This is a genomic window from Bradyrhizobium centrosematis (assembly GCF_045571495.1).
GTDB classification, from domain to species: Bacteria; Pseudomonadota; Alphaproteobacteria; order Rhizobiales; family Xanthobacteraceae; genus Bradyrhizobium; species Bradyrhizobium centrosematis.
The window spans coordinates 3,903,962-3,928,481 of the sequence record NZ_CP120703.1 but is presented as its reverse complement, the minus strand read 5'-3'; the positions used below and the strand labels follow the sequence as shown (position 1 = coordinate 3,928,481).

Annotated in this window: 23 protein-coding genes and 1 tRNA gene; 4 read left to right on the top strand and 20 right to left on the bottom strand. The window is 65.2% G+C overall.

Annotated elements, in window-relative coordinates; all coding sequences use genetic code 11:
- Positions 1-8: 8 nt before the first annotated feature.
- The 4 genes from metG to P6U31_RS18895 form a co-directional block, all read right to left on the bottom strand.
- A complete protein-coding gene (gene metG / locus P6U31_RS18910; RefSeq protein ID WP_407183157.1) occupies positions 9-2,003 on the bottom strand; it encodes a methionine--tRNA ligase in 1,995 nt (664 codons plus the stop codon).
- A gap of 109 nt (positions 2,004-2,112) precedes the next feature.
- Positions 2,113-3,159: a DNA polymerase III subunit delta' gene (locus tag P6U31_RS18905; protein ID WP_407183156.1), complete on the bottom strand. Its 1,047-nt coding sequence runs from the start codon at positions 3,157-3,159 to the stop codon at positions 2,113-2,115.
- Positions 3,156-3,842, bottom strand: coding sequence for a dTMP kinase (gene tmk, locus P6U31_RS18900; protein WP_407183155.1), 687 nt, complete (start codon positions 3,840-3,842; stop codon positions 3,156-3,158). The genes P6U31_RS18905 and tmk overlap by 4 nt, the downstream gene beginning before the upstream one ends.
- A gap of 2 nt (positions 3,843-3,844) precedes the next feature.
- Positions 3,845-5,107: a D-alanyl-D-alanine carboxypeptidase family protein gene (locus P6U31_RS18895; RefSeq protein ID WP_407183154.1), complete on the bottom strand. Its 1,263-nt coding sequence runs from the start codon at positions 5,105-5,107 to the stop codon at positions 3,845-3,847.
- A 152-nt stretch (positions 5,108-5,259) separates the two neighbouring features.
- On the opposite strand from P6U31_RS18895, the gene P6U31_RS18890 reads away from it, so the two are divergent.
- Positions 5,260-6,216, top strand: a complete 957-nt coding sequence (locus tag P6U31_RS18890; RefSeq protein ID WP_407183153.1) for an alpha/beta fold hydrolase — start codon at positions 5,260-5,262, stop codon at positions 6,214-6,216.
- Here the strand turns inward: P6U31_RS18890 and P6U31_RS18885 are convergent.
- Together P6U31_RS18885 and P6U31_RS18880 are read right to left on the bottom strand one after the other, a co-directional pair.
- Positions 6,210-7,136: a septal ring lytic transglycosylase RlpA family protein gene (locus P6U31_RS18885; protein WP_407183152.1), complete on the bottom strand. Its 927-nt coding sequence runs from the start codon at positions 7,134-7,136 to the stop codon at positions 6,210-6,212. The two genes, P6U31_RS18890 and P6U31_RS18885, sit on opposite strands and share 7 nt — an antisense overlap.
- A gap of 947 nt (positions 7,137-8,083) precedes the next feature.
- On the bottom strand, positions 8,084-8,374 hold the full coding sequence (locus tag P6U31_RS18880) for a hypothetical protein (RefSeq protein WP_407183151.1): 291 nt from the start codon (positions 8,372-8,374) through the stop codon (positions 8,084-8,086).
- Between the two features lie 158 nt (positions 8,375-8,532).
- On the opposite strand from P6U31_RS18880, the gene P6U31_RS18875 reads away from it, so the two are divergent.
- On the top strand, positions 8,533-9,123 hold the full coding sequence (locus P6U31_RS18875) for a TIGR00645 family protein (RefSeq protein WP_407183150.1): 591 nt from the start codon (positions 8,533-8,535) through the stop codon (positions 9,121-9,123).
- A 15-nt stretch (positions 9,124-9,138) separates the two neighbouring features.
- Here the strand turns inward: P6U31_RS18875 and P6U31_RS18870 are convergent, their stop codons facing one another.
- The 5 genes from P6U31_RS18870 to P6U31_RS18850 form a co-directional block, all read right to left on the bottom strand.
- Positions 9,139-9,456 (bottom strand): DUF1476 domain-containing protein, encoded by a 318-nt coding sequence (locus P6U31_RS18870; protein ID WP_164937744.1) that lies wholly within the window; start codon positions 9,454-9,456, stop codon positions 9,139-9,141.
- A gap of 241 nt (positions 9,457-9,697) precedes the next feature.
- A complete protein-coding gene (locus tag P6U31_RS18865) occupies positions 9,698-9,886 on the bottom strand; it encodes a hypothetical protein (RefSeq protein WP_407183149.1) in 189 nt (62 codons plus the stop codon).
- Positions 9,887-10,022: 136 nt separating this feature from the next.
- Positions 10,023-10,697, bottom strand: coding sequence for an endonuclease/exonuclease/phosphatase family protein (locus tag P6U31_RS18860; protein ID WP_407183148.1), 675 nt, complete (start codon positions 10,695-10,697; stop codon positions 10,023-10,025).
- A complete protein-coding gene (locus P6U31_RS18855) occupies positions 10,697-12,853 on the bottom strand; it encodes a VTT domain-containing protein (protein ID WP_407183147.1) in 2,157 nt (718 codons plus the stop codon). The genes P6U31_RS18860 and P6U31_RS18855 overlap by 1 nt, the downstream gene beginning before the upstream one ends.
- 80 nt (positions 12,854-12,933) lie before the next feature.
- On the bottom strand, positions 12,934-13,230 hold the full coding sequence (locus P6U31_RS18850) for a hypothetical protein (protein WP_407183146.1): 297 nt from the start codon (positions 13,228-13,230) through the stop codon (positions 12,934-12,936).
- A 202-nt stretch (positions 13,231-13,432) separates the two neighbouring features.
- Between P6U31_RS18850 and P6U31_RS18845 the strand changes: the two genes are divergently transcribed.
- Positions 13,433-14,041 (top strand): hypothetical protein, encoded by a 609-nt coding sequence (locus P6U31_RS18845; protein ID WP_407183145.1) that lies wholly within the window; start codon positions 13,433-13,435, stop codon positions 14,039-14,041.
- A 234-nt stretch (positions 14,042-14,275) separates the two neighbouring features.
- Positions 14,276-14,482: a hypothetical protein gene (locus tag P6U31_RS18840; RefSeq protein WP_407183144.1), complete on the top strand. Its 207-nt coding sequence runs from the start codon at positions 14,276-14,278 to the stop codon at positions 14,480-14,482.
- Positions 14,483-15,202: 720 nt separating this feature from the next.
- Here the strand turns inward: P6U31_RS18840 and P6U31_RS18835 are convergent.
- From P6U31_RS18835 to P6U31_RS18795, 9 genes are all read right to left on the bottom strand, one after another.
- A tRNA-Ser gene (locus P6U31_RS18835) sits at positions 15,203-15,292 on the bottom strand.
- A gap of 289 nt (positions 15,293-15,581) precedes the next feature.
- On the bottom strand, positions 15,582-15,983 hold the full coding sequence (locus P6U31_RS18830) for a hypothetical protein (RefSeq protein WP_407183142.1): 402 nt from the start codon (positions 15,981-15,983) through the stop codon (positions 15,582-15,584).
- 450 nt (positions 15,984-16,433) lie between these two features.
- Positions 16,434-16,757 carry a hypothetical protein gene (locus P6U31_RS18825; RefSeq protein ID WP_407183141.1) on the bottom strand — a complete coding sequence of 108 codons (324 nt, stop codon included), beginning with the start codon at positions 16,755-16,757 and terminating at the stop codon, positions 16,434-16,436.
- Between the two features lie 221 nt (positions 16,758-16,978).
- Complete coding sequence (gene ilvD, locus P6U31_RS18820; protein ID WP_407183140.1) at positions 16,979-18,829, bottom strand: dihydroxy-acid dehydratase; 1,851 nt, start codon at positions 18,827-18,829, stop codon at positions 16,979-16,981.
- Positions 18,830-19,118: 289 nt separating this feature from the next.
- Positions 19,119-19,982: an ABC transporter permease gene (locus P6U31_RS18815; protein ID WP_407183139.1), complete on the bottom strand. Its 864-nt coding sequence runs from the start codon at positions 19,980-19,982 to the stop codon at positions 19,119-19,121.
- Positions 19,979-20,908 carry an ABC transporter permease gene (locus tag P6U31_RS18810; RefSeq protein WP_407183138.1) on the bottom strand — a complete coding sequence of 310 codons (930 nt, stop codon included), beginning with the start codon at positions 20,906-20,908 and terminating at the stop codon, positions 19,979-19,981. The genes P6U31_RS18815 and P6U31_RS18810 overlap by 4 nt, the downstream gene beginning before the upstream one ends.
- On the bottom strand, positions 20,908-21,894 hold the full coding sequence (locus tag P6U31_RS18805) for an ABC transporter ATP-binding protein (protein WP_407183137.1): 987 nt from the start codon (positions 21,892-21,894) through the stop codon (positions 20,908-20,910). Before P6U31_RS18805 ends, P6U31_RS18810 begins: the two co-directional genes overlap by 1 nt.
- A complete protein-coding gene (locus P6U31_RS18800) occupies positions 21,891-22,874 on the bottom strand; it encodes an ABC transporter ATP-binding protein (protein WP_407183136.1) in 984 nt (327 codons plus the stop codon). The genes P6U31_RS18805 and P6U31_RS18800 overlap by 4 nt, the downstream gene beginning before the upstream one ends.
- 2 nt (positions 22,875-22,876) lie before the next feature.
- Positions 22,877-24,514, bottom strand: a complete 1,638-nt coding sequence (locus tag P6U31_RS18795; protein WP_407183135.1) for an ABC transporter substrate-binding protein — start codon at positions 24,512-24,514, stop codon at positions 22,877-22,879.
- Between the last annotated feature and the right edge of the window lie 6 nt (positions 24,515-24,520).

Here is a 24,520-nt window from a genome sequence, read left to right as displayed (position 1 = left end):
GAACGCCTTCAGGCCGCCGGCTCGATGTAGCGCGGGAACGCCGGGGTCGGTGCCGGCAGGGTCGAGCCGGGCGCGATGCGCTTGGCTCCGCCGAGCATGGCGAAGCTGCGCTCGGCCTCGGGGATACCGAGACTGTCGAGCAGCTTGCTGGAAGCGGTCGGCATCGCCGGCTGAGCCAGGATCGCGATCTGGCGCACGACTTCCGCGGTGACGTAGAGCACGGTCCTCTGCCTGGCAGGATCGGTCTTGGCGAGCGCCCACGGCGCCTCGCCGGCGAAATAGCGATTGGCCTCCGCGACTACGGCCCAGACCGCGTTGAGCCATTGATGGATCTGCTGCGTCGCCATGGCCTCGCGCGAGGCCGCGACCATGCCGTCGGCCATCGCCAAAATCGCCTTGTCGTTGTCGCTGAATTCGCCGGGCTCGGGCAGCACGCCGCCCAACTGCTTGGCGATCATCGACAGTGAACGCTGCGCCAGATTGCCGAGATCGTTGGCGAGGTCGGCATTGATGCGCGCGACGATGGCTTCGTGGTTGTAGTTGCCGTCCTGGCCGAACGGCACCTCGCGCAGGAAGAAATAGCGCATCTGGTCGACGCCGTATTGGTCGGCGAGGTTGAAGGGATCGACGACATTGCCGACCGACTTCGACATCTTCTCGCCCCTGTTGAACAGGAAGCCATGGGCGTAGACCCGCTTCGGCAGCGGAATTCCGGCCGACATCAGGAATGCCGGCCAGTACACGGCGTGGAAACGGATGATGTCCTTGCCGATGATGTGCACGTCGGCCGGCCAATAGCGCCAGTTTTTGTCGCTCTCGTCGGGGAAGCCGACGCCGGTGATGTAATTGGTCAGCGCATCGACCCAGACATACATCACGTGGTCTTCGTCGCCGGGCACCTTCACGCCCCAATCGAACGTGGTGCGCGAGATCGAGAGATCGCGCAGTCCGCCCTTGACGAAGCTGACGACCTCGTTCTTGCGGGAATCCGGCCCGATGAAATCGGGATGATCCGCATACAGCTTGAGCAGCCTGTCCTGGTACGCCGACAGGCGGAAGAAGTAGCTCTTCTCCTCAACCCAATCGACCGGCGTGCCCTGCGGCCCCAAGCGCACGCCCTCGTCATTCAGGCGCGTCTCGTCCTCGGCGTAATAGGCCTCGTCACGGACCGAGTACCAGCCCGAATAGGTGTCGGCATAAATGTCGCCGTTCGCCTCCATGCGCCGCCAGATCTCCTGGCTGGAGCGGTGATGCTGCTCCTCGGTGGTGCGGATGAAGCGGTCGAACGACACGTTCAGACGCTCGTCCATCTGCTTGAAGCGGCCGGCATTGCGGGTTGCGAGGGCTGCTGCGGACATGCCCTCACCGGCCGCCGTCTGAACCATCTTCTGACCATGCTCGTCGGTGCCTGTCAGGAAGAATACGTCCTTGCCGTCGAGCCGCGCAAAACGCGCCAGCACGTCGGTCGCGATCGCCTCATAGGCGTGGCCGATATGCGGGCTGCCGTTGGGATAGGCGATGGCGGTCGTGATGTAGAAGATGTTGTCGCGTGCCGGGGCGGCAACGGGTGCTGCGGCTTGCGGAGCTGAGGCCGGCTTCGGCGACCGCGGCGTCTTCGGCTTGGCAGCCTTCGGCGGAGCAATGACGGCAGTCGAGGCTGCGATCGCAGCGGGCGCAGCGACCTTGGCCTTCTTGGCGACTTGCTCCGGAGCCTTCGCTGTTTTCTTGGCCGTTTTCTTGGCTGTTTTCTCGGCTTGCCTTTTGGCCGCGTTCTTTGCTGCCTTCTTGGCGACGACCTGCTTCTTCGCAGCCTTCTTGCCGGATCTCTTTGCCGTCTTCGCTGCGCTCTTCGTTCCGCCCTTCTTGCCGGCAGGCTTCTTGGTCTTCTTGACCTTCTTGGCAGCTTTGCGCGCAAGCGTCTTCACGGCCTTCTTCGCGGCTTTCTTGCCGGCCTTCTTCGTAGCCTTCTTGCCCTTGGCGGTTTTCTTAGCTCGGGTTGCCACGACGAATTCCTCTACCGGCTTCTCAAAAACTGGAAACGAACCTGAGTTCGATTGTTGATCTGCGCATGATCCTTTCGGAAAACCGCCGCGCACCTTTCCGGATCATGCTTTAGCGCGTTGCGTCCGCGAGCCAGCCGAACACCGAGAAAACCAAGGGCTTGCGCTCCAGATTGTAGGTTTCGGTGTCGCGCGCAGCGCGGACGATCTTTTCCCATACCTCGGCTAGGCGCGCAAGGCGCGGCAGGTTCTGGTTGGCATTGGCCTCGTCTGCATGCAGGCGTTCTGCGATCCAGCGGTCGATGCCATCGACGAAAGCCGCAAGCGCGACGCGGTCGCTGGTGCCAAGCGAGTCGCCGAGCGTGTGCAATTCGCGCGGATCGACCTGAGGCAGGCGCGCCAGCAGCGCCGCGGTACGCTGCTGAAGTTTCAGCGCGTCGCCACCGAGCAGCGTCAGGGCCCGTGCAACGCTGCCCTCGGAGGCCTCTGCCGCCTCGCGCAGCGCCGGATCGTTCGGATCGAGCTCGGCCGCCGCAGCCGCTGCTGCTATCACGTTGTCCGTGGCCAGCGGTCGCAGGCGCAGCTTGCGGCAGCGCGACTGGATCGTGGCGAGCACGCGCGCCGGCGCATGGCTCACCAGAAGGAACAGCGATTGCTGCGGCGGCTCCTCCAAGATCTTCAGCAGCGCGTTGGCAGCGTTTGGATTGAGCTCGTCGACGGTGTCGACGACGCAGACACGCCAGCCTTCCGCTGCCGCCGTCGAGCCGAAGAAACCGATCGTCTCGCGCGTCTCGTCCACGGTGATCACGGTGCGCATCACGCCGCGGTCGTTGGCCGTGCGCTCCAGCGTCAGCAGGCCGCCATGCGAGCCGGCCGCCACCTGCCGCGCGACGGCGTCGTCAGGATCGATCGCAAGATCCTCGGCGCGCTGCACGGCGGGCGCCAGCGGCTGGCCATGGGCAAGCACGAAGCGCGCCATGCGATAGGCCAGGGTCGCCTTGCCGATCCCTTGCGGCCCGCCGATCAGCCAGGCATGCGGAATCCGCCCGCTGCGATAGGCCGTCAGCAGCGCCGTCTCGGCCTCGCGATGGCCGAACAGCCTCGTTGTCTCGCGCGGATGCGGAATGGCGGTCTCGCGCTCGGTCTGACGCGGGCTCATGCGGATATCACCGAAGCCGGTGTGGGAAGAAGACGATCGCGCAACGCCGTCCAGACCCGGGCAGCGACCGTGTCAGGATCGGAATTGGCGTCGATCAGCACGCAGCGCGCCGGCTCGTCCGCGGCGATCTTGCGGTAGGCCTCGCGCAGGCCCTGGTGAAAGCTGAGCGTCTCGGCCTCGAACCTGTCCGGCGTGCCGCTGCCGCGGCGCGCAGCCGCACGCTGCAGGCCGATCTCGACCGGCAAATCGAGGATGATGGTGAGGTCCGGCTTGAGATCGCCGATCGTGACCCGCTGCATGGCGTTGATCAGGCCATCGGGCACGCGGCCGAGGCTGCCCTGATAGGCCCGCGTCGAGTCGGCGAAGCGGTCGCACAGCACCCAGGTGCCCTGGTTGAGCGCAGGCAGGATCACGGTACGAACGTGGTCATCGCGCGCGGCGGCAAACAGCAGCGTCTCCGCCTCGGGACCGAGCAGCTTGCCCATGCCCGATAGCACCAGATGGCGCATGATCTCGGCGCCCGGCGAGCCACCCGGCTCGCGCGTGACGCGGATGCGGAGCTTTGCCGCCTTGAGGCGATCGGCGAGCTTCTTGATCTGGGTCGACTTGCCCGCGCCCTCGCCGCCTTCGAAGGTGATGAAGCGTCCGCGTCCGGACGGCCGCTGTGCCGCGCTCTCGCTCATGATCAGAGCTTCTCGGCGCCCGCGCGGAACATGCCGATCACGAGTTCGCTGGCACCATCGATCGCGCGGCGCATGGTCGAGCCGGTGCCGATCGTCTCGCCGGCATAGACCGGCGTCTCGACCGCGATATTGCCGCTGCGCCAGACCCTGACCACGCCGACCTGCTGGCCGGCCTCGACCGGCGCCCGCACCGGGCCGCTATAGACGACGCGCGCGATCAGCTTGTCGCTGCCGTTCTTGTGCACCATCACCTTCACCGGGGTCTTGGCGACGAGCTTGACCGAGCGGCTCTCGCCGCCGAACACCTTGGCATAGCCGACCGGCTGCTCGGCCGCGATCAGCGTGCGGGTCTCGAAATTGCGGAAGCCCCATTCCAGCATCTTCTTGGCTTCCGTCGCGCGATCCTCGGGATCTTCGAGCCCGTTGACGACCACGATCAGCCGCGTGCCATTCTGCACGGCCGAGCCGACCATGCCGTAGCCGCCTTCCTTGGTATAGCCGGTCTTCAGGCCGTCGGCGCCTTCCATCGAGTTGAGCAGCGGATTGCGGTTGGGCTGGCGGATCTTGTTCCAGGTGAACTCCTTCTCGCCGAACAGTTTGTAGAATTCGGGGAAGTCCAGGATGATGTGCCGGGCGAGGATGGCGAGCTCGCGCACCGTCATCTTGTTGCCGGGATCGGGCAGACCGTTGGAATTCCCGAAGGTCGACTTCGTCATGCCGAGCTCGCGGGCGCGCTTGGTCATGAAGTCGGCGGCGAAGATCTTCTCGTTGCCCGCCATGGCTTCCGCGAGCGCGATGCAGGCATCGTTGCCGCTCTGGATGATCGCGCCGTGCAGGAGATCGTCGACCGAGACCTTGCTGTTGATGGCGGCGAACATGGTCGAGCCGCCCGACGGCGCCCCGCCCCGGCGCCAGGCGTTCTCGCTAATCCGGTACTCGTCGGTCAGCTTGATGTCGCCCTTCTTGATCGCGTTGAAGACGACCTCCGCCGTCATCAGCTTCATCATGCTGGACGGCGCGCGCAGCTCGTCGGCGTTCTTCTCGAACAGCACGCTGCCACTGGAGGCTTCGATCAGGATCGCGGTCGGGGCATCGCCGTCAAAGCCCGTATCGTCCGCTTTCTTGGCGCCCTGGACGCTCTGGTTGGCGGCCAGCAGGGCCCCGCCCCAGCTCATGCCCACAACCAGACCAATCGCGAGCAACCCGCGCGCCAGCGCCCTCGTGGTGAAGCGGGTGCGACGAAGCGAAGAAGGACGAAATGCCATGGCCAAGTCCTGAGAGCGGCGTTCTAACAGCTGGAACCGGTGCGAACAACACGAGGTTGGACGCCTGCCGGGAGATTGCACGATTCTCGCCGCGCCCCTATCGTGACGCCTCATGTTTTTCGACCAAACCCCTGAAACAAGGCGGAAAAGCGATGTCCTCAACCCGCGTGATCAACGCCAACGGCATCGATCTCTTCATCCGCGAAGCCGGGCAGGGTCCGCTGGTCGTGCTCTGTCATGGCTGGCCGGAACTGTCCTATTCCTGGCGCCACCAGATCCCCGCGCTCGCGGCGGCCGGGTTTCACGTCGTCGCCCCCGACATGCGCGGCTACGGCCAGAGCGCGGCGCCGCCTGAGATTGCCGCCTATTCGATCTTCGATACGGTGGGTGACGTGGTCGGCCTCGTGCAGGCGCTCGGCGAGACCAGGGCGATGGTGGTCGGCCACGATTGGGGTGCGCCGGTCGCCTGGCACGCGGCGCTGTTCCGGCCCGACATCTTCACGGCGGTCGTTGGCCTCAGCGTGCCGCCCCCGTTCCGCGGCCGCGGCAAGCCGCTCGACCTGTTGCGCCAGGGCGGCGTCACCAATTTCTACTGGCAGTATTTCCAGGCGCCGGGTGTCGCCGAGGCCGAGCTCGAGCGCGACGTCGCCCGCACCATGCGCATCGTGCTGGGAGGACGCGGCCTTGCCGATCCCACCGCCGCCATGTTCGTGCAGGAAGGCAAGGGATTTCTCAGCCACGCGACCGCCGAGGAACCGCTGCCCGGCTGGCTCAGCGAGGCGGATCTTGCTTATTTCACCGAAAGCTTCCGCAAGTCCGGCTTTCGCGGCGGGCTGAACTGGTACCGCAACATCGACCGCAATTGGGAGCTGACGGCGCCCTGGCAGGACGCGCAGATCCATCAACCCTCGCTGTTCGTCGCCGGCTCCAGGGACGCCGTCATCACCGGCCTGATCGGGGCCAAGCGCATCAACGAGCTCGAACGGGTGTTGCCCAACCTGAAGCGCAAGCTGATCATCGAGGGCGCCGGCCACTGGGTGCAGCAGGAGCGGCCCGACGAGGTCAACGCGGCGCTGGTGACGTTCCTGAAGGAAAGCGCGGCTCAGTAGAGGCCGCGACCGCTCAGGATGCTGCGGGCCTCGGCGGCGCCGTCGCTCGATGAGGCCGCGCTCTCGGCGGCGTAGCGGCCGTCCTCGTCGTAGGACACCGCGCGGGCATTCTGAAGCGCCCGGCCCCGGCTGCGGCTCGAGGCCGAAATTTCCGAAGTCGCATTGAGCGAGGCCATGTCGGCAGAGGTGTTGCCGAGATTGTAGGGCCGCCCTTCCGGCATCGGCACGTCGCCGCGAATGGCGCCGCGGCCCGAGGACGGCAATTCCGGCACGAAGGGCTTTGCCGAGGCGACCCGGACCATCGAGGGCGACGGCGCCGGAACGCCGGTGCGCAGGGTCGCCAGAAGCTGGCGGTCGTCCGAGCCTTCAAGCGGCGCCCGGCCGACATATTCGACCCTGACCCTGGCGACGCCGTTGCCTTTGAATTCAAGGAGTTCGGCGGCCTTGTTCGAGACGTCGATGAGGCGGTTGCCGTGATAGGGTCCGCGGTCGTTGACGCGAACGATCAGCGACTTGCCGTTCGAGATGTTGGTCACCCGCGCATAGGACGGCATCGGCAGGGTCGGATGCGCCGCCGTCAGCGAGGCCATGTCGAACACTTCGCCGTTGGCGGTCAGGCGGCCGTGGAAATCGTCGCCGTACCAGGACGCCATGCCCTCGGCGCGATAGTTGACGTCCTCCTCCGGCACGTAGGTCCTGCCTGCCACGACATAGGGCTTGCCGACGCGATAGGTGCCGCCGCCCTTCGGGACCGGATCGCCCCAGGCCACCACCCGGGGGCTCGAGGACACGCCGTATTTGGGATCGACGCGGCTGGCGAATTTGTTGGAGGAGGCGCAATTGGCAAGCGCAACGCAGGTCGCGACCGCCGCAACACCGCGCGCGGCCCGCAAAACCGAATCTGACCGTCGGATCCCCATTCGCCCCAAATACCACTTTGCCAGAGGCGTATCCCACCCGCTTGGCTACGGGGAGCGCCGTCCGGTCATCTGATCCGAAGGCGGCCCACCACCGTCTCGGACTTGGTAAGGATAACGCAACCGGAACGCGGCGGAAATGGGGAGCCCACAGCGATCCCGCCGGGATGGTAAACGGGACGTTCGCATTTTTCCGTTGTTGTACGGGCCGATGGCGCCGGCGCTGTGCCAGGGCTGGACATTCTGTTGCGCCAAATCCTCACTCCACCCCCATTGTCGCTGCCTTCACCGGAATTCTTTTGACTGTGCAAGGCCGCACGCGTTCTCTCGGACGCAAGGGCGGGATTTGGAATTTAACGATGATCGAGACGGTTTCGGCACTGATGGGTCTGGTAAGCGCGGGGATCTTCCTGGCCCATGCGTTTGAAGGCTACCGCACGAGGGCCTGAAGGCACTCGCGCGCAACGGCAAGCATCACCTCTTTCAAGACGGCACGTTCGGGCAGTTTCAATCGATCCGACCGAGCATCGAAGACGAGAGCGGCAGGTGTCCCATGCGCAACCATGACCTGGTATCTGACGGCTTCCTGGCATTGACCGCCGGCGGCTTGGTCCTGCTCTGCTCGAGCCTCGTGGCACTGGCCTTCGCCTGAGCGCCACCCTCCTTCCGATTTTCAAACGCGGCAACCCCGGCACGCCCCTGACCTGCCCTGTCCCGCTCTCATTGAGTTGATTGAATTTCCGCGTGCGGCGCCTCGACTAAGTTTCAAGAGGCCATCACCGATTGGGGTGACGCACATGCTTGCCGAGAAATTCTTCCTGGTCCTGGAATCACTGCTCCGCGGCGACCGCACCTATCCGGACGGAAGCCCCCGGGTCATCAGCACCTCTCCGCACGTACCGGTGAAGGTGCCGCCGGCGCGGCCATAGCCGGCTCCTTCGCACCAGCGCTCAGCGCAGGCCCAGCAGGGAGCGGCGATAAAGGCCGCCACGCGCCTCGCTCTGGCAGACGAAGCTGCCGTCGAAGCCCTGGCCGTAACGCTTCTGACCCTTGCGATAGTAGACGCCTTTTCTGAAATCGAGCCAGACCACCTTGTCGTGCGGACAGTGACGCTGCGCCTGCGCCTCGTAGCGAAACGGCGTCAGCGGCGTTGCCAAGGCAACTCCGGCGCCGGCGCCCACCATGATCGCGCCGGTGAGCAACATCCCGCCGGCCCATCTGCCGAAGCCGCTCCCCGTCACGTCCCGCCTCCCCATCCCGCCGTCGCGCGACGGCCCAGCAGCACGCTAGCACGAAACGGCGCGATCCGCAGAAGGCGGGAGGCGCGGCGTCTTCCGCCGGCCATCTTGTCGGGCTAGAGAAAAGCGGGATCGCCTGCGATTGCGAGGATGCGGCCTGAATGTCGGTTGAGCCTGGACCCGGATCCGAACTTGGCACCGAACGCCGCCCGCCCACGCCGCGCCTGGGTCTGCTGCCGATGATCATCTTCGGTTCGCGCTGGCTGCAGCTGCCGCTCTATCTCGGACTGATCGTGGCGCAATGCGTCTACATCGCGCTGTTCCTCAAGGAGCTCTGGCACCTGTCCTGGCACGCGCTCGACCTCACCGAACAACAGATCATGATGAGCGTGCTCGCGCTGATCGACGTCGTGATGATCTCCAATCTGCTCGTGATGGTGATCGTCGGCGGCTACGAGACCTTCGTCTCCCGGCTCGATCTGCAGGGGCACCCCGACGAGCCGGAATGGCTCGGCCATGTCAATGCGAGCGTGCTCAAGATCAAGCTCGCCATGGCCATCATCGGCATCTCCTCGATCGCGCTGCTGCGCACCTTCATCGAGGCCGGCAATCTCGGCTCGAACCGCGCCGGCTACACCGAGAACGGCGTGATGTGGCAGGTGCTGATCCACCTCACCTTCGTCGTCTCGGCGATCGGCATTGCCTATGTCGACAGGCTTGGCGACTCCGGCGCGCGCAAGCAGGCCGATTAGCACCGGCGACCCGCCTCACCTGTCGGCTTCGAGCTGCTGCATGGCCTGATGCAGGCATTCTTGGAGCTTGGCCGCGACCTGTTCGCGGGCAACGCCGGTGCCGGCGAGATCGCCCGACACCTTGTCCAGCACCTCGTCCATCGTCCGGTCTTCCAGATGGTCCGCGACCAGCGTCGTTGCGTAGCTCGCGGCGGCATCGCCGCTCAGACCGAGCCGGCCGGCGGCCCAGAGACCGAGCAGCTTGTTGGACCGGGCCGTGGCCTTAAACATGAGCTCCTCGTCGTGGACGAATTTGGCCTCAAAGCCCTGCTCGCGCTTGTCGAACGTGGTCATGGTCAGCTCCATTGCGCTTTCGCTGATGAGGGTCGGACTGGTCGGGGGCGAACGTCTCCGCAGGTTCAGGTCGGTTCAGGATTGTCCTCAAGCTTCCTCCCGGACGGCGAATGCCGTCAAGCCATCCGGCACGTCGCAGCACCCAAACGCGAAAGCGCCCACCGGCACGAAGGCCGGTGGGCGCTCTGGATTGGCTTCAAGAGATCGCTGGGCTGGCGAGAGCGCTCAGCCCTTGCCTGCGTCAGTCCTTGGCTGCAGCTTCGCGCGCAAGGCGTTCGGCTCTGAGCCGCTCCTTGTTGGCGTAGAACGCCTTCTGCGCCGCCTCATGGTCGCGCATGGCTTTTTCGGCCTCGATCCGGCGTGCCGCATCGCGGGCCTGGCGCTGCTCGGGGGTCAGGGGTTTGCGTCGGAATGAAAGGTCTTCAGTCATGCCGAGATAACGCGGGTATGAGGAAAGAGTTCCTCACACCTTGCGAACGCGCCTTGCGCAAAATATCGAAAAACAACCCCATGCACAGTAGCTATGCTGTTGGAGAACAAAGCTTTTCTGTAAGCCCCGAAGGCCCCTAGATCTCGATCTCGGCGATGACGGGCAGATGGTCCGAGTAGGCTCTCGCCTCCGCGTCGGTCCAGACTTTCACGATGCGGCTGTCGGACGTTGCATAGATCCGGTCGAGCCGCAGAAGCGGGAGGCGCGACGGGAAGGTCCGCAGTCGCGTGCGGTTTGGGCAGGCCTGCGCGAGCACGCGTCGCACCGACTTGACCCAAAACCAGTCGTTGAAATCGCCGAGGACGACGGTCCGCCCGGGTTTCACCAGGCTCACCAGAGTCTGGGCCTGCGCATAGCGCTCGTGGATGCTCAGGCCGAGATGCGTGGCGACCACGCGCACGTCGCCCGAAGGCGCCAGCAATCCCGCCGCAATCGCTCTGCGCGGCTCCCGCTCACGATAGGACACGTCGACGATCTCTGGCACAGCGGAGAACGGAAACCGGCTCAGGAGCATCTGCCCGTAGTCGCCATCCTCGGTGACGATCGACTTGGCGTGGACGCGGTGATCGCCGATGACGCCCGCCAGCTTCGCAAAGGGATCGTCGGACCTCGATCGCGAATCCACCTCCTGAAGCGCGACGACATCGGGCGCCCATTTGCGGACGATCGAGCAGACACCTTCCAGGTCGAACGTCGGATTGAGATTGAACGTGCCGTGCACGTTCCACGTCATGAAGCGCATCGGCGCCATCACCGTCTCCCGGCGAGCCAGGTCGCGACGAATTGTGCGCCGGCGCAGGCCCCGAGCCAGCCCAGGAACGCCAGCGCCAACAGCAACAGATTGCCCCATGACGCATTCCTGGCCAGATCTGCGATCTGGGCGCCCAGGACGGCCATGGCGAGAATGCCCGGCATCATGCCGAGCAAGGTTCCGACCAGGAAGTCACGAAGCGGCAGCGTGCTCGCGCCCGCCACGACATTCACCAGCGAGAACGGCGCGATCGGAATCATCCGGATGACGACGACGGCGAGAATCCCCTTGCCGACGACGCGTTGCTGGATGCGCGCGGCGCGTCGTCCGAGCAGTTGTTGGAGGCGCTCGCGACCGAGCACCCGACCGATCGCAAAAAGGACGAAGGCGCTGAGCAGGACACCCGTCATTGCGGTGGCAAAACCCAGCCACGGCCCAAGCGCGGCGGCCGTTGCGGCAATGAGCACGAGCACCGGAAACACGACCAGCCCGCCCACTACAAAGGCTGCGACCGCGAATGGCGGCCCCCAGACGGAGTGCGCGTAGGCGGACAGGAACGTCGAAATATGATTGGCGTCGGCGAAATCGCCCAAGGATGTGTAGGACCATGCCATCGCCAGGCCGAAAAGTGCCACGGCGATCGCTGCGATCCCGAGGATGGTCTTGGTGCTCCACATGCGCGATGCCGCCCGCTCGAGATGAAGCGGCCGCTCGGGGTCCGCCACCGGCTGAACCATCGTGGCCAGAGTGCTGGTCAGAACCGAGAACTCCACGTCCCGCAACATCTTTGCGCCACCGGCTTGCGACGCCTCGTCCAGCAGAGCAGGAAGGCGATCCTCGTTTTGCGCGATGGCCTGTTCGTCGAGGCCGCAGAAATGGGCGATCAGGCGGCGGCGGACCGATGCGATGAAGTCCCGATGCTCGTCGGTCGTGGCTTCGAGGATGAGATCGCATTCGCTGTCGGCGCCCATCGACCGGTTGTTCAGATTGGCCGAGCCGATCCTCAGGATCCTGTCATCGACGATCATGAGCTTGCTGTGCACCATCACAGCCGCTTCCGTATCGCCCGCGCGTGAGACCGGATAGACGAAGCGGATCCGATCGGCCACGCCCGCCTCATCGAAGCAGGCGATGAAGGCGCCACGGCCGTTCTGCATGGCCTGGGATTCCAGCCACGAGGAATGCAGCTTGGGGGCAACGACCAGAACCCGGAGCGTAGGCACGCGGCGCATCTGCTCCGCCAATTCGCGCGCAATCTTGATGGCGCTGGTGAACTGGTTCTCGATATAGACGAAACTGGTCGCCGACCGGATCGCGGCAATCAACGAGCGTTCGACCTCCCTGATGGTCGAACCTGCCGGGCAGATCACCTCGGTCCTGGCGATCCCCACCCGCACATGCTCGGCCTCCACCGGAACATGCGCCGGCCACCGCATGCGCTTCAGCGCGCGCCGCTCGTGCGTCTGCTGGCCTGCCGCACGCCAGCGTTCCTCCGCGAGGTCGAACAGCGAGACTGCAGCATCCCCATCGACCAGGCATTGAACATCATGAAACGGCGGGTATGGCTTACCCTCGGGGTCGCAGCGCAATTCGTGATCGGCGCGATGGTCGCTGGTGTCCCAGCGCCGGATCGTCAGATCGAGACCGCCGACGAACGCCAGCGAACCGTCGATACAGACGATCTTCTGGTGCTGCGCCGAGCCGAACGGAAGCGTGGAATCCAGATGAAATCGCACCCGGCCGTCCGTGCCTGCGGTGAATTTGGCCGCGGAATTCCACTCCCTTTCCGAGGCGTAGAACGAGACGAAGTCCCAGACCAGAACGTTGATCTGCAAGGCGGGACGGCGTTGAACCAGCGCGCGCAGGAACGGGCCGAGCTGTTCCGGCAGGCCGTCATCGGCGTGTCCGGATGCTCCGACCAACCTGGTCTCGCTATGGATATCCCATCCGATGATGTAGACGAGATCCTGCGCCTCCAGCAGCGCCTCCCGCAGGGCTGCGAAATAAGCGGCACCATCGTTGAGAACCGCCACACGCCGCGCTTCGCAGCGCCGCCAGACGGTCTCGCCGGGGATCAGGGTCGATGAACTCTGAAGCAGCTGGACCTCGCAATTCGCATTCGCGTCTAAACGCGCTGAACGCTCAAGGGGTTCCACGTCTTCAAGAGCCGGGATTGCGGTTCAGCCCGCGCGAATGCCGAAGTCGCGGAGCTTGCTCGGCACACCGCAAATCGCCGTCATTTGGTGCGGACCGTCTTGGCGCCGGCGCTCCTCAAGACGTCTGCAATCTTCTCGGGGGCATCGCCGTGAAAATCCACGGAGACCTCGATCAGACCGTCCAGCTTCTGCCGGCCATCTGGCGCAGGCGCGACCTTGACGTCGCTCCCTGCCGGACGTGTCCCGACGGTGTTGGCGCCGCCAGCGGCCTGGACGAAGACGTCGCTGCGCGGCACGCCGCATTCCTGCACGACATGCTCGACCGCAAGCTCGGCGCCGCGGCGCGTGTCGAATTCACCGATGATGGTACTTTCCAAATGCGCTCTCCGTGACTGGACGAGAGTGCGAACAACAAGTCAGCAAGGGCCAGGTTCCTGAAAGTCGGACCCGGAGCATCCCCGAACAGGAGCGGTGCGGCGCCGCAACGCAAATTCGTGAGACCACGACGTTGTTGAGGCAAGTCAATATGAACCAGCCCAAGTTTTGGAATTCTGCCTCCGGCAAACAATGGAGAGGGCCATGTCAGAGCAGAGCAGCATGCATTTCTACCTCAATTGGGCCAAGGAGCGGATCGACGAAATGGATGCCGCGCTGGCCTCTTTCGAGGTCAAGGCCGGCCAAGCCAAAGCCGAGTCGAAGGTCAAGACGGATGAACTCCTGTCCGACCTGACCAAGCGCCGTGACGAATTTCGGGCCATGCTCAAGACCCAGGCGGAAGCCGGTGAAGTCGCCTGGACCAAGGCCAAGGCGGACCTGGAAAAGCAGTGGGCAGGATTCGAAGCCCAGGTGAAGACCTACTTCGAAGGTGCGAGCAAGCAGTTCGAGCAGCAGCAGGCCACGTTCAAGAACGTCGCAGCGGCACAGGCCAAGGCTTGGCGCGACGCGGCGGACAAATTCCGCGAGGCCGCCGGCAAGGTGGCTGCAGCCCATACCGTCGACGTCGATGCCGCGCTCAAGCAGATGAAATCCGACGCGTCCGAAGCCGAAGCGCGCCTGCAGAAGCTGAAGCAGGCTGGCAGCGAATCCTGGTCGGTCCTGAGCGCCGCGCTCGCCGAATCCCGCAAGGCGTTCGACCACGCCAACCAGGCCGCTTGGGACGCGCTGAAGGGCGCAGGCCCGAAGAGCTGAGGTTTTCAGTTCGGTAAAGCTGGCTATCCGCAAGCGAAGGAGCGCGCGGGCCGGCTTCCGGCAGAACTCCGGCCGAGCCGTTACAACGCCGCCAGACGGCTCGGTTCAATTCACGGTGGGTCAAAAGTGAACAGGCCCCGCCGGGAAATTAACCTCATCTTAGGCCTGCCTGTTGTGCGGCCGGGTTCCCTTCGATACAAGGTAACCTCCCCGTGTCAGTAGCGTTCAACAGTCATGATCACGTACAAGCAGTACCACATCGAGCGCCTCGAGCACGGCCCGAAGCGCTGGGTTGCCCGTATTACACGGACCGACGGCAAGAACATCCGTACCATCCTGCCGGCATCCGAGCATCCCTATCTCGACACGAAGCCCACCTCGTCGGGCGAGGAAGCCGAGAAGCTTGCCAAGGAAGGCATCGACTTCGGGGGCATGGTCTAGCGGATCGTATTTCGGCTCGTCCGGGACGGGCCATTCTTTAAGCGCTTCGTCTCCAATGGATAAGCGCTTTAACGTGACGAAGTGTACCGAGTATTTTTTGCAGATTGAGAAGCCGTCCAAAAACTTCGGCGCTGTTCTTTTCTCGGCTCCAAATATGACGGCATCCCAGCAGAGCGGATCGTGTTCGCAGTCGCGCCGATGGCGAACCCACTCGTGCTGTCGCAGCCCGAATATTCGTTACCAACCCGGGTTCGGTTTTTGAACGCATCACTCCCGGTCGAGGGTCTAGACATTTCAGCTGCCCCCGGCCCGACCATCGTCGCTGCGAGACTCCTCGCCAATTAGTGGGTTCGAAGTATCATGATTGCGTGGTTACTCGTCATTACCATCGGAACGTCGACGATTTCAGTACCGGCGATTGAATCAGAAGCCCAATGCGAAGCGCTGGCCCAAAGATTTGCTACGACGGTCGGTGCTACGCCGACACATAAGTGCGTCGACTACAGGGCGGCGAGGATCGTGGTCAAGGATCCCGAGGTGATTATGGTGCCGTTTGCGGAGAAGTAATCGGCCGCATTGACATCGTGTCCACCTAAACCCACGGCTCAGGCTCGGATATGATCCGTGCGGTGTCGGACAACATCGAAGAGAAACGTTGGAAAGTGCTTTTAGATCAAGCACGTGTTCGGCCCGGAAGGACAGATCACCATCGGACGCAGCTGGCGGAAGGGGTGGGATTCGAACCCACGGTACCCTTGCGGGCACGCCGGTTTTCAAGACCGGTGCCTTAAACCACTCGGCCACCCTTCCCTGACAGGCCATTGATTTATCAAAGATTTTCTTAATGTCTACAATCTTGTTAGATGCAGGTCCCCCGCACTTTTGGAATTCCTCTATTGTCACCTCAGATTGAACCTGCCTCTCTTTGTAATCGTGACCCCTCGTGATGGGGCGTTAAGTCAAAGCACCCTTGGATAAATTTCTGGACGGCCTTTCACGTAGATCGCGTGTTGCGTGCATGTCCGGGCGATAGAAGCGAGCGGGTTTTTGCCGGTCCCCCGCAGCATCACGCCCGGATTTGAATTCGCCCAGTCGCATTTCATTCTCTTGCAACTGACTTCGGCACTGCCCTAAGCGCGGTGATGACGTCTTGCATTAGCTTGCGACCCTTCGGGGTCAGCATGGCACGATGTTTCCGCAGGTCGAAGGCGTCGCGAACTTGGGTGATCAGTTCCAAGCCCTTTTCTCGCTGGCGATTGCGTTCGCCAATGTCGAGCAGATTGCGGGTCATGACCGTGGCGCCAGTGCCTGCCTGTTCGGCGTACTCAGAAACGCTTAAGCCCTCATTCATCGCGACTAGAAGCGCGGCCCTGATGTAGGACGCAGGCATCACCGAGTGCTCTAAGTCCCAGAAGGGCTCCAGGGCGCGATAGAGCGCGCGGAGGTGCGCCCTCTCTTCTTCCGTGAGCGACGGCTTAACAGGGTTCGGTGCGGAAAGCATACTTGTCAACGAGGAGCGTTTGGACAGATGACAGACAACCATGAAGGAGGTGCTGCGAAGGGGCGCTCTTCACGGATTACTAGGGACGTTGTTTGTATTTACAAGTGGCAGATAGTTGCTATTTGGTTTCCAAGACCGGTGCCTTAAACCACTCGGCCACCCTTCCTGAGCCTGAATGGCTGTCGCTTAGCCCAGTCGACCACGCAAGGCAACGCGAAGTTGGGCGCCCTCGCCTCGGGCCCATCGGCTTGTCCGCTGTCAGGCCAGCGTCAGCCAGTTCGCTTAGCCTGCGTCTGCGCAAATCTCGGACACCGGCGACATCTCCCAGGGCGTCGCTGGTTGCGAGGCCCGGCTGGATCGGTCTCCATACCCGGGCCTCGTTTTGCGGCTCGCAAATGCAAACGGCGCCCTCGAGGGAGCGCCGCGCAAATCCGATCTCGTCAATCGGCGTCAGTACCCGCAGGACGCGCAGCCCATCTGCACCGGGGCGTAATAGGAATAGCCGGGCGAGACCATCTCGACGCGCTGGCGCGTGGCGTATTGCGGTGGGATGCGCTCGTACTGGACGCTGGGCGGCGCCACCATCACGGTCTGCGGCACCATCACGGTGCGGTACTGCGCGGGCGTGCGGTGGGCGACCACGGAGCCCGGCGAGACCATCACGGTCTCGTCGACGGTGCGGTATTGCGGCGGCACGTATTGCTGCTGATAGCAGGTCGTGCAGGGCGGCGGTGCGTAGCAATTGTAGCAACCGGCGGAGGCTGCACCCGTCATGGAAATCGCGGCGACGGTAGTCGAGAAAAAGACAGCAAGAGTACGAGACATTGTGCGTGGTGCCCCAGTTGCCCGAAATGGATTTGCGAAGGTGGCCGCATTATACGCCGCAAAATCCTGGGCCGCTGAAGTTCATCGGGGCATCCTTAATGCAAACGGCCGGCTTGCGCCGGCCGCTAAGGACTCGTTGACCATTCGCGCGTCTGCGGACGGCACGAAGCCTATTTCGAACGCCGCTTCACCTCGCGCACCGCGCCGCGCGCAGCGCTGGTGGTGAGCGCAGCGTAAGCCTGCAGCGCGGTCGAGACGTTGCGCTTGCGGCCCGTCGCCTGCCAGGCGGCATCGCCCTTCGCCTCCTCCGCGGCGCGGCGCTTGGCGAGCTCGTCGTCGGAGACTTCGAGGCTGATGCTGCGGTTCGGGATGTCGATGGCGATGATGTCGCCGGTGCGAACCAGCCCGATGTTGCCGCCTTCGGCGGCTTCCGGCGAAAGATGGCCGATCGACAGGCCGGACGAGCCGCCGGAGAAGCGTCCGTCGGTGACGAGCGCGCAGACCTTGCCGAGGCCCATCGATTTCAAATAGCTGGTCGGATACAGCATCTCCTGCATGCCCGGGCCGCCGCGCGGGCCTTCATAGATGATGACCACGACCTCGCCGGCGACGACCTTGCCGCCGAGAATGCCCTCGACCGCCGCATCCTGGCTTTCGAACACGCGCGCGGGGCCGGAGAATTTCAGGATCGAGGCATCGACGCCGGCGGTCTTCACGATGCAGCCGTCCTGCGCGAGATTGCCGTAGAGCACGGCGAGGCCGCCGTCCTTGCTGAAGGCATGCGCGAGGTCGCGCACGACGCCCTTCTCGCGGTCGGCGTCGAGCTCGTCGTAGCGGCGCTCCTGGCTGAAGGCGACCTGCGTCGGGATGCCGCCGGGCGAGGCGCGATAGAAGGTGCGCACCGTGTCGCTCTTTGTGCGCTTGATGTCCCAGCGCTCCAGCGCCTCGTTCATGGTCGGCGCGTGCACGGTCGAGACCGAGGTGTCGATCAGCCCGGCGCGATCGAGCTCGCCAAGGATGCCCATGATGCCGCCGGCACGATGCACGTCCTCGACATGCACGTCGGCGACCGACGGCGCGACCTTGCAGAGCACGGGCACGCGGCGCGACAGGCGGTCGATGTCCTTCATGGTGAAGGCGACCTGCCCTTCATGGGCCGCCGCGAGCAGATGCAGCACGGTGTTGGTCGAGCCGCCCATCGCGATGTCGAGCGTCATCGCGTTCTCGAACGCCTTGAAGTTGGCGATGTTGCGCGGCAGCACGGAGGCGTCGTCCTGCTCGTAATAGCGGCGGACCAGATCGACAATGGTGTGGCCGGCCTCGACGAACAGCCGCTTGCGGTCGGCATGGGTTGCGACCACCGAGCCGTTGCCGGGCAGCGCCAGGCCCAGCGCCTCGGTCAGGCAGTTCATGGAATTGGCCGTGAACATGCCCGAGCAGGAGCCGCAAGTCGGGCACGCCGAGCGCTCGATCACCTTGACGTCCTCGTCGCTGACCTTGCTATCGGCCGCGGCGACCATGGCATCGATGAGGTCGACGGCCTTGGTCTTGCCGGCCAGCTTGACCTTGCCGGCCTCCATCGGCCCGCCCGAGACGAACACGGCGGGGATGTTGAGCCTGAGCGCGGCCATCAGCATGCCGGGCGTGATCTTGTCGCAATTGGAGATGCAGACGAGGCCGTCGGCGCAATGCGCGTTGGCCATGTACTCGACGCTGTCGGCGATCAGCTCGCGCGACGGCAGGCTGTAGAGCATGCCGTCATGGCCCATGGCGATGCCGTCATCCACCGCGATGGTGTTGAACTCCTTGGCGACGCCGCCGGCCTGCTCGATCTCGCGGGCGACGAGCTGGCCGAGGTCCTTCAGGTGGACGTGGCCGGGCACGAACTGGGTGAAGGAATTGACCACCGCGATGATCGGCTTGCCGAAGTCGGCGTCCTTCATGCCGGTCGCGCGCCAAAGGCCGCGGGCGCCCGCCATGTTGCGGCCGTGGGTGGTGGTGCGGGAGCGATAGGCTGGCATGGCGGTTTCCGTCCTCGGGTTTGGGGGCTGGCGGGAAAATATGGAGCCGCCTCAGGCCTTTCGGGCCGGATAGCGCACGGACCCGGCGGGCGCAACGGGAACTTGGGTCCGGCAGGGCTCCCCTGCTCCCGGCGCGGGGTTTTGTCGCCCGTCTTATCTCGTCGGTCATTCCGGGGCGATGCGCAGCATCGAACCCGGAATCCATCGGGCGGCAGCCCGCGCGGGACGATGGATTCCGGGTTCGCGCCTTTCGGCGCGCCCCGGAATGACGCGGGGGGCATCGGAGCCCCTATTGCAGCGTCGGATCGAGCCGGTCGCGCAGCCAGTCGCCGATCACGGACACTGCCAGCGTGGTGACGACGATGGTGGTCGCCGGCGCCAGCATGATCCAGGGGGCCCGGGTCAGATATTCGCGGCCGTAGCCGACCATGTTGCCGAGGCTGGTCATCGGCGGCTGCACGCCGAGGCCGAGGAAGGACAGGCCGGACTCCATCAGGATCACCTCGGGGAACACCAGCGTGGTCGAGACGATCAGGGTCGAGGCGATATTGGGCAGGATGTGCCGGAGGTAGATCCGCGACGGCGTCGCGCCCAGTTGACGGACCGCGGCGGCGTATCCTTGCGCGTTGGCGGAGATGGTAAGGCCGCGGGCGATGCGGGCGTAGCGCTCCCAGCCGAACAGGCCCATCAGGCCGATCAGGAGCGGCAGCGAATTGCCGAAGAAGGCGAGCACGGCGAGCGCCATGATCAGGAACGGCATGCTGGCCTGGAAGTCCGACAGCATCAGCACGAGCTGCTCGACGGCGCCGCGAAAGTGCGCGGCGAGGAAGCCGAGCATGGTGCCGACCACCGCGGAGATCGCGGTGGCGCCGAAGGCGATCAGCAGCGAGATACGGACCGAGACGAGGAGCCGCGACAGCACGTCGCGGCCGAGCTCGTCGGTGCCGAGCCAGTGCGCGGCATTGCCGGGCACAGCAAGCCGGTTGCGCAGATCGAGCTGGGTGAAACCGTAGGGCGCGATCTTCTCGGCGAAAGCCGCGATCACCAGCATCGCCACGATCCAGGCGATCGCGAGCGCGACCGAGACTGGGATCGCCGGCAGGCTGATGCGGCGTGAAAACGCTTTGGAGTCCTTCAGCGTCGCGTCGGTCATGCGTGCGCTCCCTTGCTGCGCAGGCGCGGATCGAGGAAGCCGTACAGGAAGTCGACGATCAAATTGGACGTCACCATGGTCATTGCGACCAACAGCAGGATGCATTGGACGACTGCGAGATCGCGGTTGGCAACCGCAACGACGAGCAGCCGCCCGACTCCCGGCCAGGCGAACACGCTCTCGACCACGACTGCGCCGGCAATCAGAGTGCCCACCATGAAGCCCAAAATGGTGACGGTCGGAATCGCCGCATTCGGCAGCGCGTGCGACGTCACCACCTTGCGCCACGGCACGCCCTTGGCCGAGGCGGTGCGGATATAGGGCTGGCCGAGCACCTCCAGCATGGCGCTGCGGGTGAAGCGCGCCAGCACGGCGGCGCCGCCGAGGCTCAGCGTGGCGATGGGAAGGATCGCGTGGCGCCAGCTGTCCTGCCCGCCCGAGGGCAGCCAGCCGAGCTGCACGGCGAAGACGAGAACGAGGATCAGCGCCAGCACGAAGCTCGGCACGGTGAAGCCGGCGACCGCCGTCATCATCACGGCGCGATCGATTGCGGAGCCCCGATGCAGCGCGGCGTAAATGCCGGCGGGAACGCCGAGCGCGACCTTGAAAAAGAACGCCGGCAGCGTCAGCGCCAGCGTCGCCGGGATGCGCTCCAGGACCAGCTCGATCGCCGGCCGTCCGTCGCGCATGGAGCGGCCGAGCTCGCCTTTTGCGATGGCGCCGAAGTAATCCAGATATTGGAACCAGATGGGATCATCGAGGCCCCAGGCCTTGCGGAACGCCGCAAGCACCTCGGGCGGCGCCTCGGGCCCCAGGATCATCAGCGCGGGATCGCCCGACAGCCGCAGCACGATGAAGGCGAAGGTGACGACGAGCACGATCGTGAGCGCGGCGCGTCCGATCCGAATGGCGAAATAGCGTCCCATCACGCCGCGTCCTGCGCCTGCCTGCCCGTGACGAGATGGCAGGCGACCTGCCGGTCGCCGCCGACCGCCGACAGCGCCGGCACCTCGCTCGCACAGCGCGCGATCGCGCGCGGGCAGCGCGGATGGAAGGCGCAGCCTTTGGGGCGCGCGGCCGGGTTCGGCGGATCGCCCGACAGCACGATGCGGCCTGCGCTGCGGCGGCCCGGCGCGGGCGAGGCCGAGACCAGCGCCTGGGTATAGGGATGCTCGGGCCGCGCGAATAAATCATCGGCGCTGCCGATCTCGACGATGCGGCCGAGATACATCACGGCGACGATATTGCTGATCTGCCTGACCACGCGCAGATCGTGGCTGATGAACAGCAGCGTCAGTGACAGCTGCGCCTGGAGATCGCAAAGCAGGTTCACGACCTGCGCCTGGATCGAGACGTCGAGCGCGCTGACCGGCTCGTCGCAGACGAGGAAATCCGGCTTCGTCGCGAGCGCTCGCGCCATCACGACGCGCTGCCGCTGGCCGCCGGAGAGCGCGCCCGGATAGCGCTCGCCATGCGCCGGCGTCAGCTCGACGGCGCGCAGCAATTCGCGCACCCGGTCCTCGCGCATCGCCGGCGTGCCGATGCCGTGAATGTCGAGGGGCTCGCGGATCTGGGTCGCGACCGGCAGCCGCCGGTCGAGCGCCCCGAGCGGATCCTGGAAGATCATCTGCATGCGCGCACGCTGCGCGCGCCAAGCCGGCGTGCCCGGTGCCGCCATCGGCTTGCCGTCGAACCTGACCTCACCGCGATCGGGCGGCTCGAGGCCGAGCACGATGCGCCCCGTCGTGGACTTGCCCGAGCCGGACTCGCCGACGAGGCCGAGCGTCTCGCCCTTGCGGATGGCCAGCGACACCCCGTCGACGGCGTGAACGGCGGTGCTGCGGCCGAACATGCCAAAGCGCATCGCATAGCTGCGCGAGATCGCGGACACCTCGACGAGCGGCGGGCTCATTCGGCCGCGATCCCGAGCAGCGCGCGGCGCGACGCCTCGGCGCGGATGCACGCCACGGTGCGGCCGTCCGAGATCGGCGCCAGGGTCGGGGCGGCGTGACCGCACGGCTCGGCCGCAATCGCGCAACGCGGCGCGAAGGCGCATCCGCTTGGCATCATCGCGGGATCCGGGACGGTGCCGGGAATGGCCGTGAGCCGACGGCGCGGGCCATCGAGCGGCGGCAGCGCGCCGATCAGGCCCTGCGCATAGGGATGCACGGGATCGGCGAAGAGCTGGTTGCTGGGGGCCTGCTCGACGATGCGGCCGGCATACATCACCGCGACGCGGTCGCAGTTCTCCGCAACGACGCCGAGATCGTGGCTGATCAGCACCATGGCCATGCTCATCTCGCGGCGTACGGTCGAGAGCAGCTCCAGGATCTGCGCCTGGATGGTGGCATCGAGCGCGGTGGTCGGCTCGTCCGCGATCAGCAGGTCCGGATTTCCGGCAAGCGCCATCGCGATCATGATGCGCTGGACCTGGCCGCCGGAGAATTCGTGCGGATAGGCCTCGAGCCGCCGCACCGCATCGGGGATGCCGACGAGGTCGAGCAGCCGACGCGCTTCCGCCTTCGCCACGTTGCCTTGGAGACCACGATGCAGGGCCAGGGCTTCGCAAAGCTGCTTGCGGATGGTCAGCACCGGGTTGAGCGCGCTGGCCGGATCCTGGAAGATCATGGCGATGCGCCCGCCCCTGACGCGGTCGAGCTCGGCCGTTGGCGCCCCGAGCAGTTCGCGGCCCTCGAGCTGGACCGAGCCCGAGACATGCGCCTGCCGCGGCAGCAGACCGAGCGCGGCGAGCCACGTCACCGACTTGCCCGAGCCGGACTCGCCGACGAGGCCGACAGCCTCGCCCTTGCCAAGGGCGAGATCGACCCCGCGCAGGACCGGCACGCCACTGAAGGCAACGCGCAAGTCCCGGATGCTGACCAGTGGCGACACCTTTAGGCCTCGAAATTGCCGGCGCGGAAATCCATCGCGAAGGCGGGCGCGGCCTTCCATTTGATCGATTTCGGCTTGGCTGTGAAGGTCGCGTTCTGGTGCAGCACCGTGTAGGCGGGATCCTCGCGCTCGGCGATCTCCAGCATGCGGCGGAACGCCTTCTTACGCGCGGGCCGGTCGGTCGAGGTCTCCAGGAACTCCGAGAGCGTGTTCAGCTCGGCATTGGTCCATTCGCCGATCTGCTGCTGCTGGCCGTTCGGCCCATGCTGGGCAACCAGCGAGGACACGGGGTCGTTGAAGGCGGCCGAGTTGGACCAATCGCGCACCGCGCGGGTCGGCGCCCGCTCCATGATCTGCGACCAGTTCTCCTTGGTCTCGATCTGCACGTTGAGGCCGACCGACTTCCACATCTCGACCAGCACCTGCGCAGTCGCGACCTGGTTGGTGTAGTAATTGTTGAGCAGGCGATAGGGAATTGGATCGCCCTTGTAATTGGCCTGCTTGAGGAGATCCTGCGCGAGCTTGGGATCGTAGGCCGGCACGCTCCAGTCGGCGTTGAACATGTCGCCGTAGAATTCCCACTGCAGCCCCTTCGGCACGCGGGTGCGGCCCGCCCACAGGCTGTCAACGATGGCCTGGCGGTCGATCGCGTGGGTGAAGGCGCGCCGCACCAGCGGATTGGCGAGCACGGCGTGGTTCTTGTCGAACACGGTAAGGCGGTGATTGAGGATGGTGCCGCCCTGCACTTCGAACGCCGAATTCTTCTCGATGCCGGCGATCTGGTCCGGCGGGATGTCGCAGGCGAACTGGTACTCGCCCGACAACAGGCCGTTGATGCGGCTCGCGACCTCAGGCACTTCGAGGAAGCGGATACGCTTGAGCGGCGGACGACCGCCCCAATATTCGTCATGCGCTTCCAGCGTCAGCGACACGTCGGGCTTGAGCTCGACGACCTTGTACGGACCCGTGGTGATCGGCTTGCGCGCCCAGTCGAGATAGCTGGCGGACTCCTCCCACGCACGGCGGTTCATGATGTCGGAGCCGTAGCGCGACAGCCGGCCCTCGATGGTGACGTCGGGCGTCGCGTTGTAGAACCGCACCGTGTACTTGTCGACGGCATCGACCCGCACCAGGTCCGGCCAGATGCGGCGCGCGACGGCCGGCACATCCGGCGGCAGCTCCTTGCCCGGGCGCGGCGTCGGGATCTTTTCGAACGCCTGGATGGTCGAGCGGCTCTTGGCCTCGCTCTCGCCGAACATGCGCTCGCGGCTGAAGGTGAAGACGACGTCTTCCGCCGTCAGCTCGTCGCCATTGTGGAACTTGACACCCTGGCGCAGCTTCAGCTCGACGGTCTGGTCGTCAATGCGGCGCCACTCGGTGGCAAGGCCGGGCACGGCTTCGAGATTGCCGCGCCAGTTCTTGGAGATCAGGCCTTCCCAGATCGAGGAGAAGAACACGCGTTCGCCGACATTGGACTGCTCGCGCAGCACGTCGAGCACGTTCGAATTGGTGACCTTCTGCACGGCGATCGTCACCGACGGACGGTTGTCGCCTTGCGCGATGGCAAAGCGCGGCAGCAGCAGGGCGCCGGCGGCCGCGCCGCCGGACTTCAGGATGGTGCGACGGGTGAATTTACTCATGGCGGT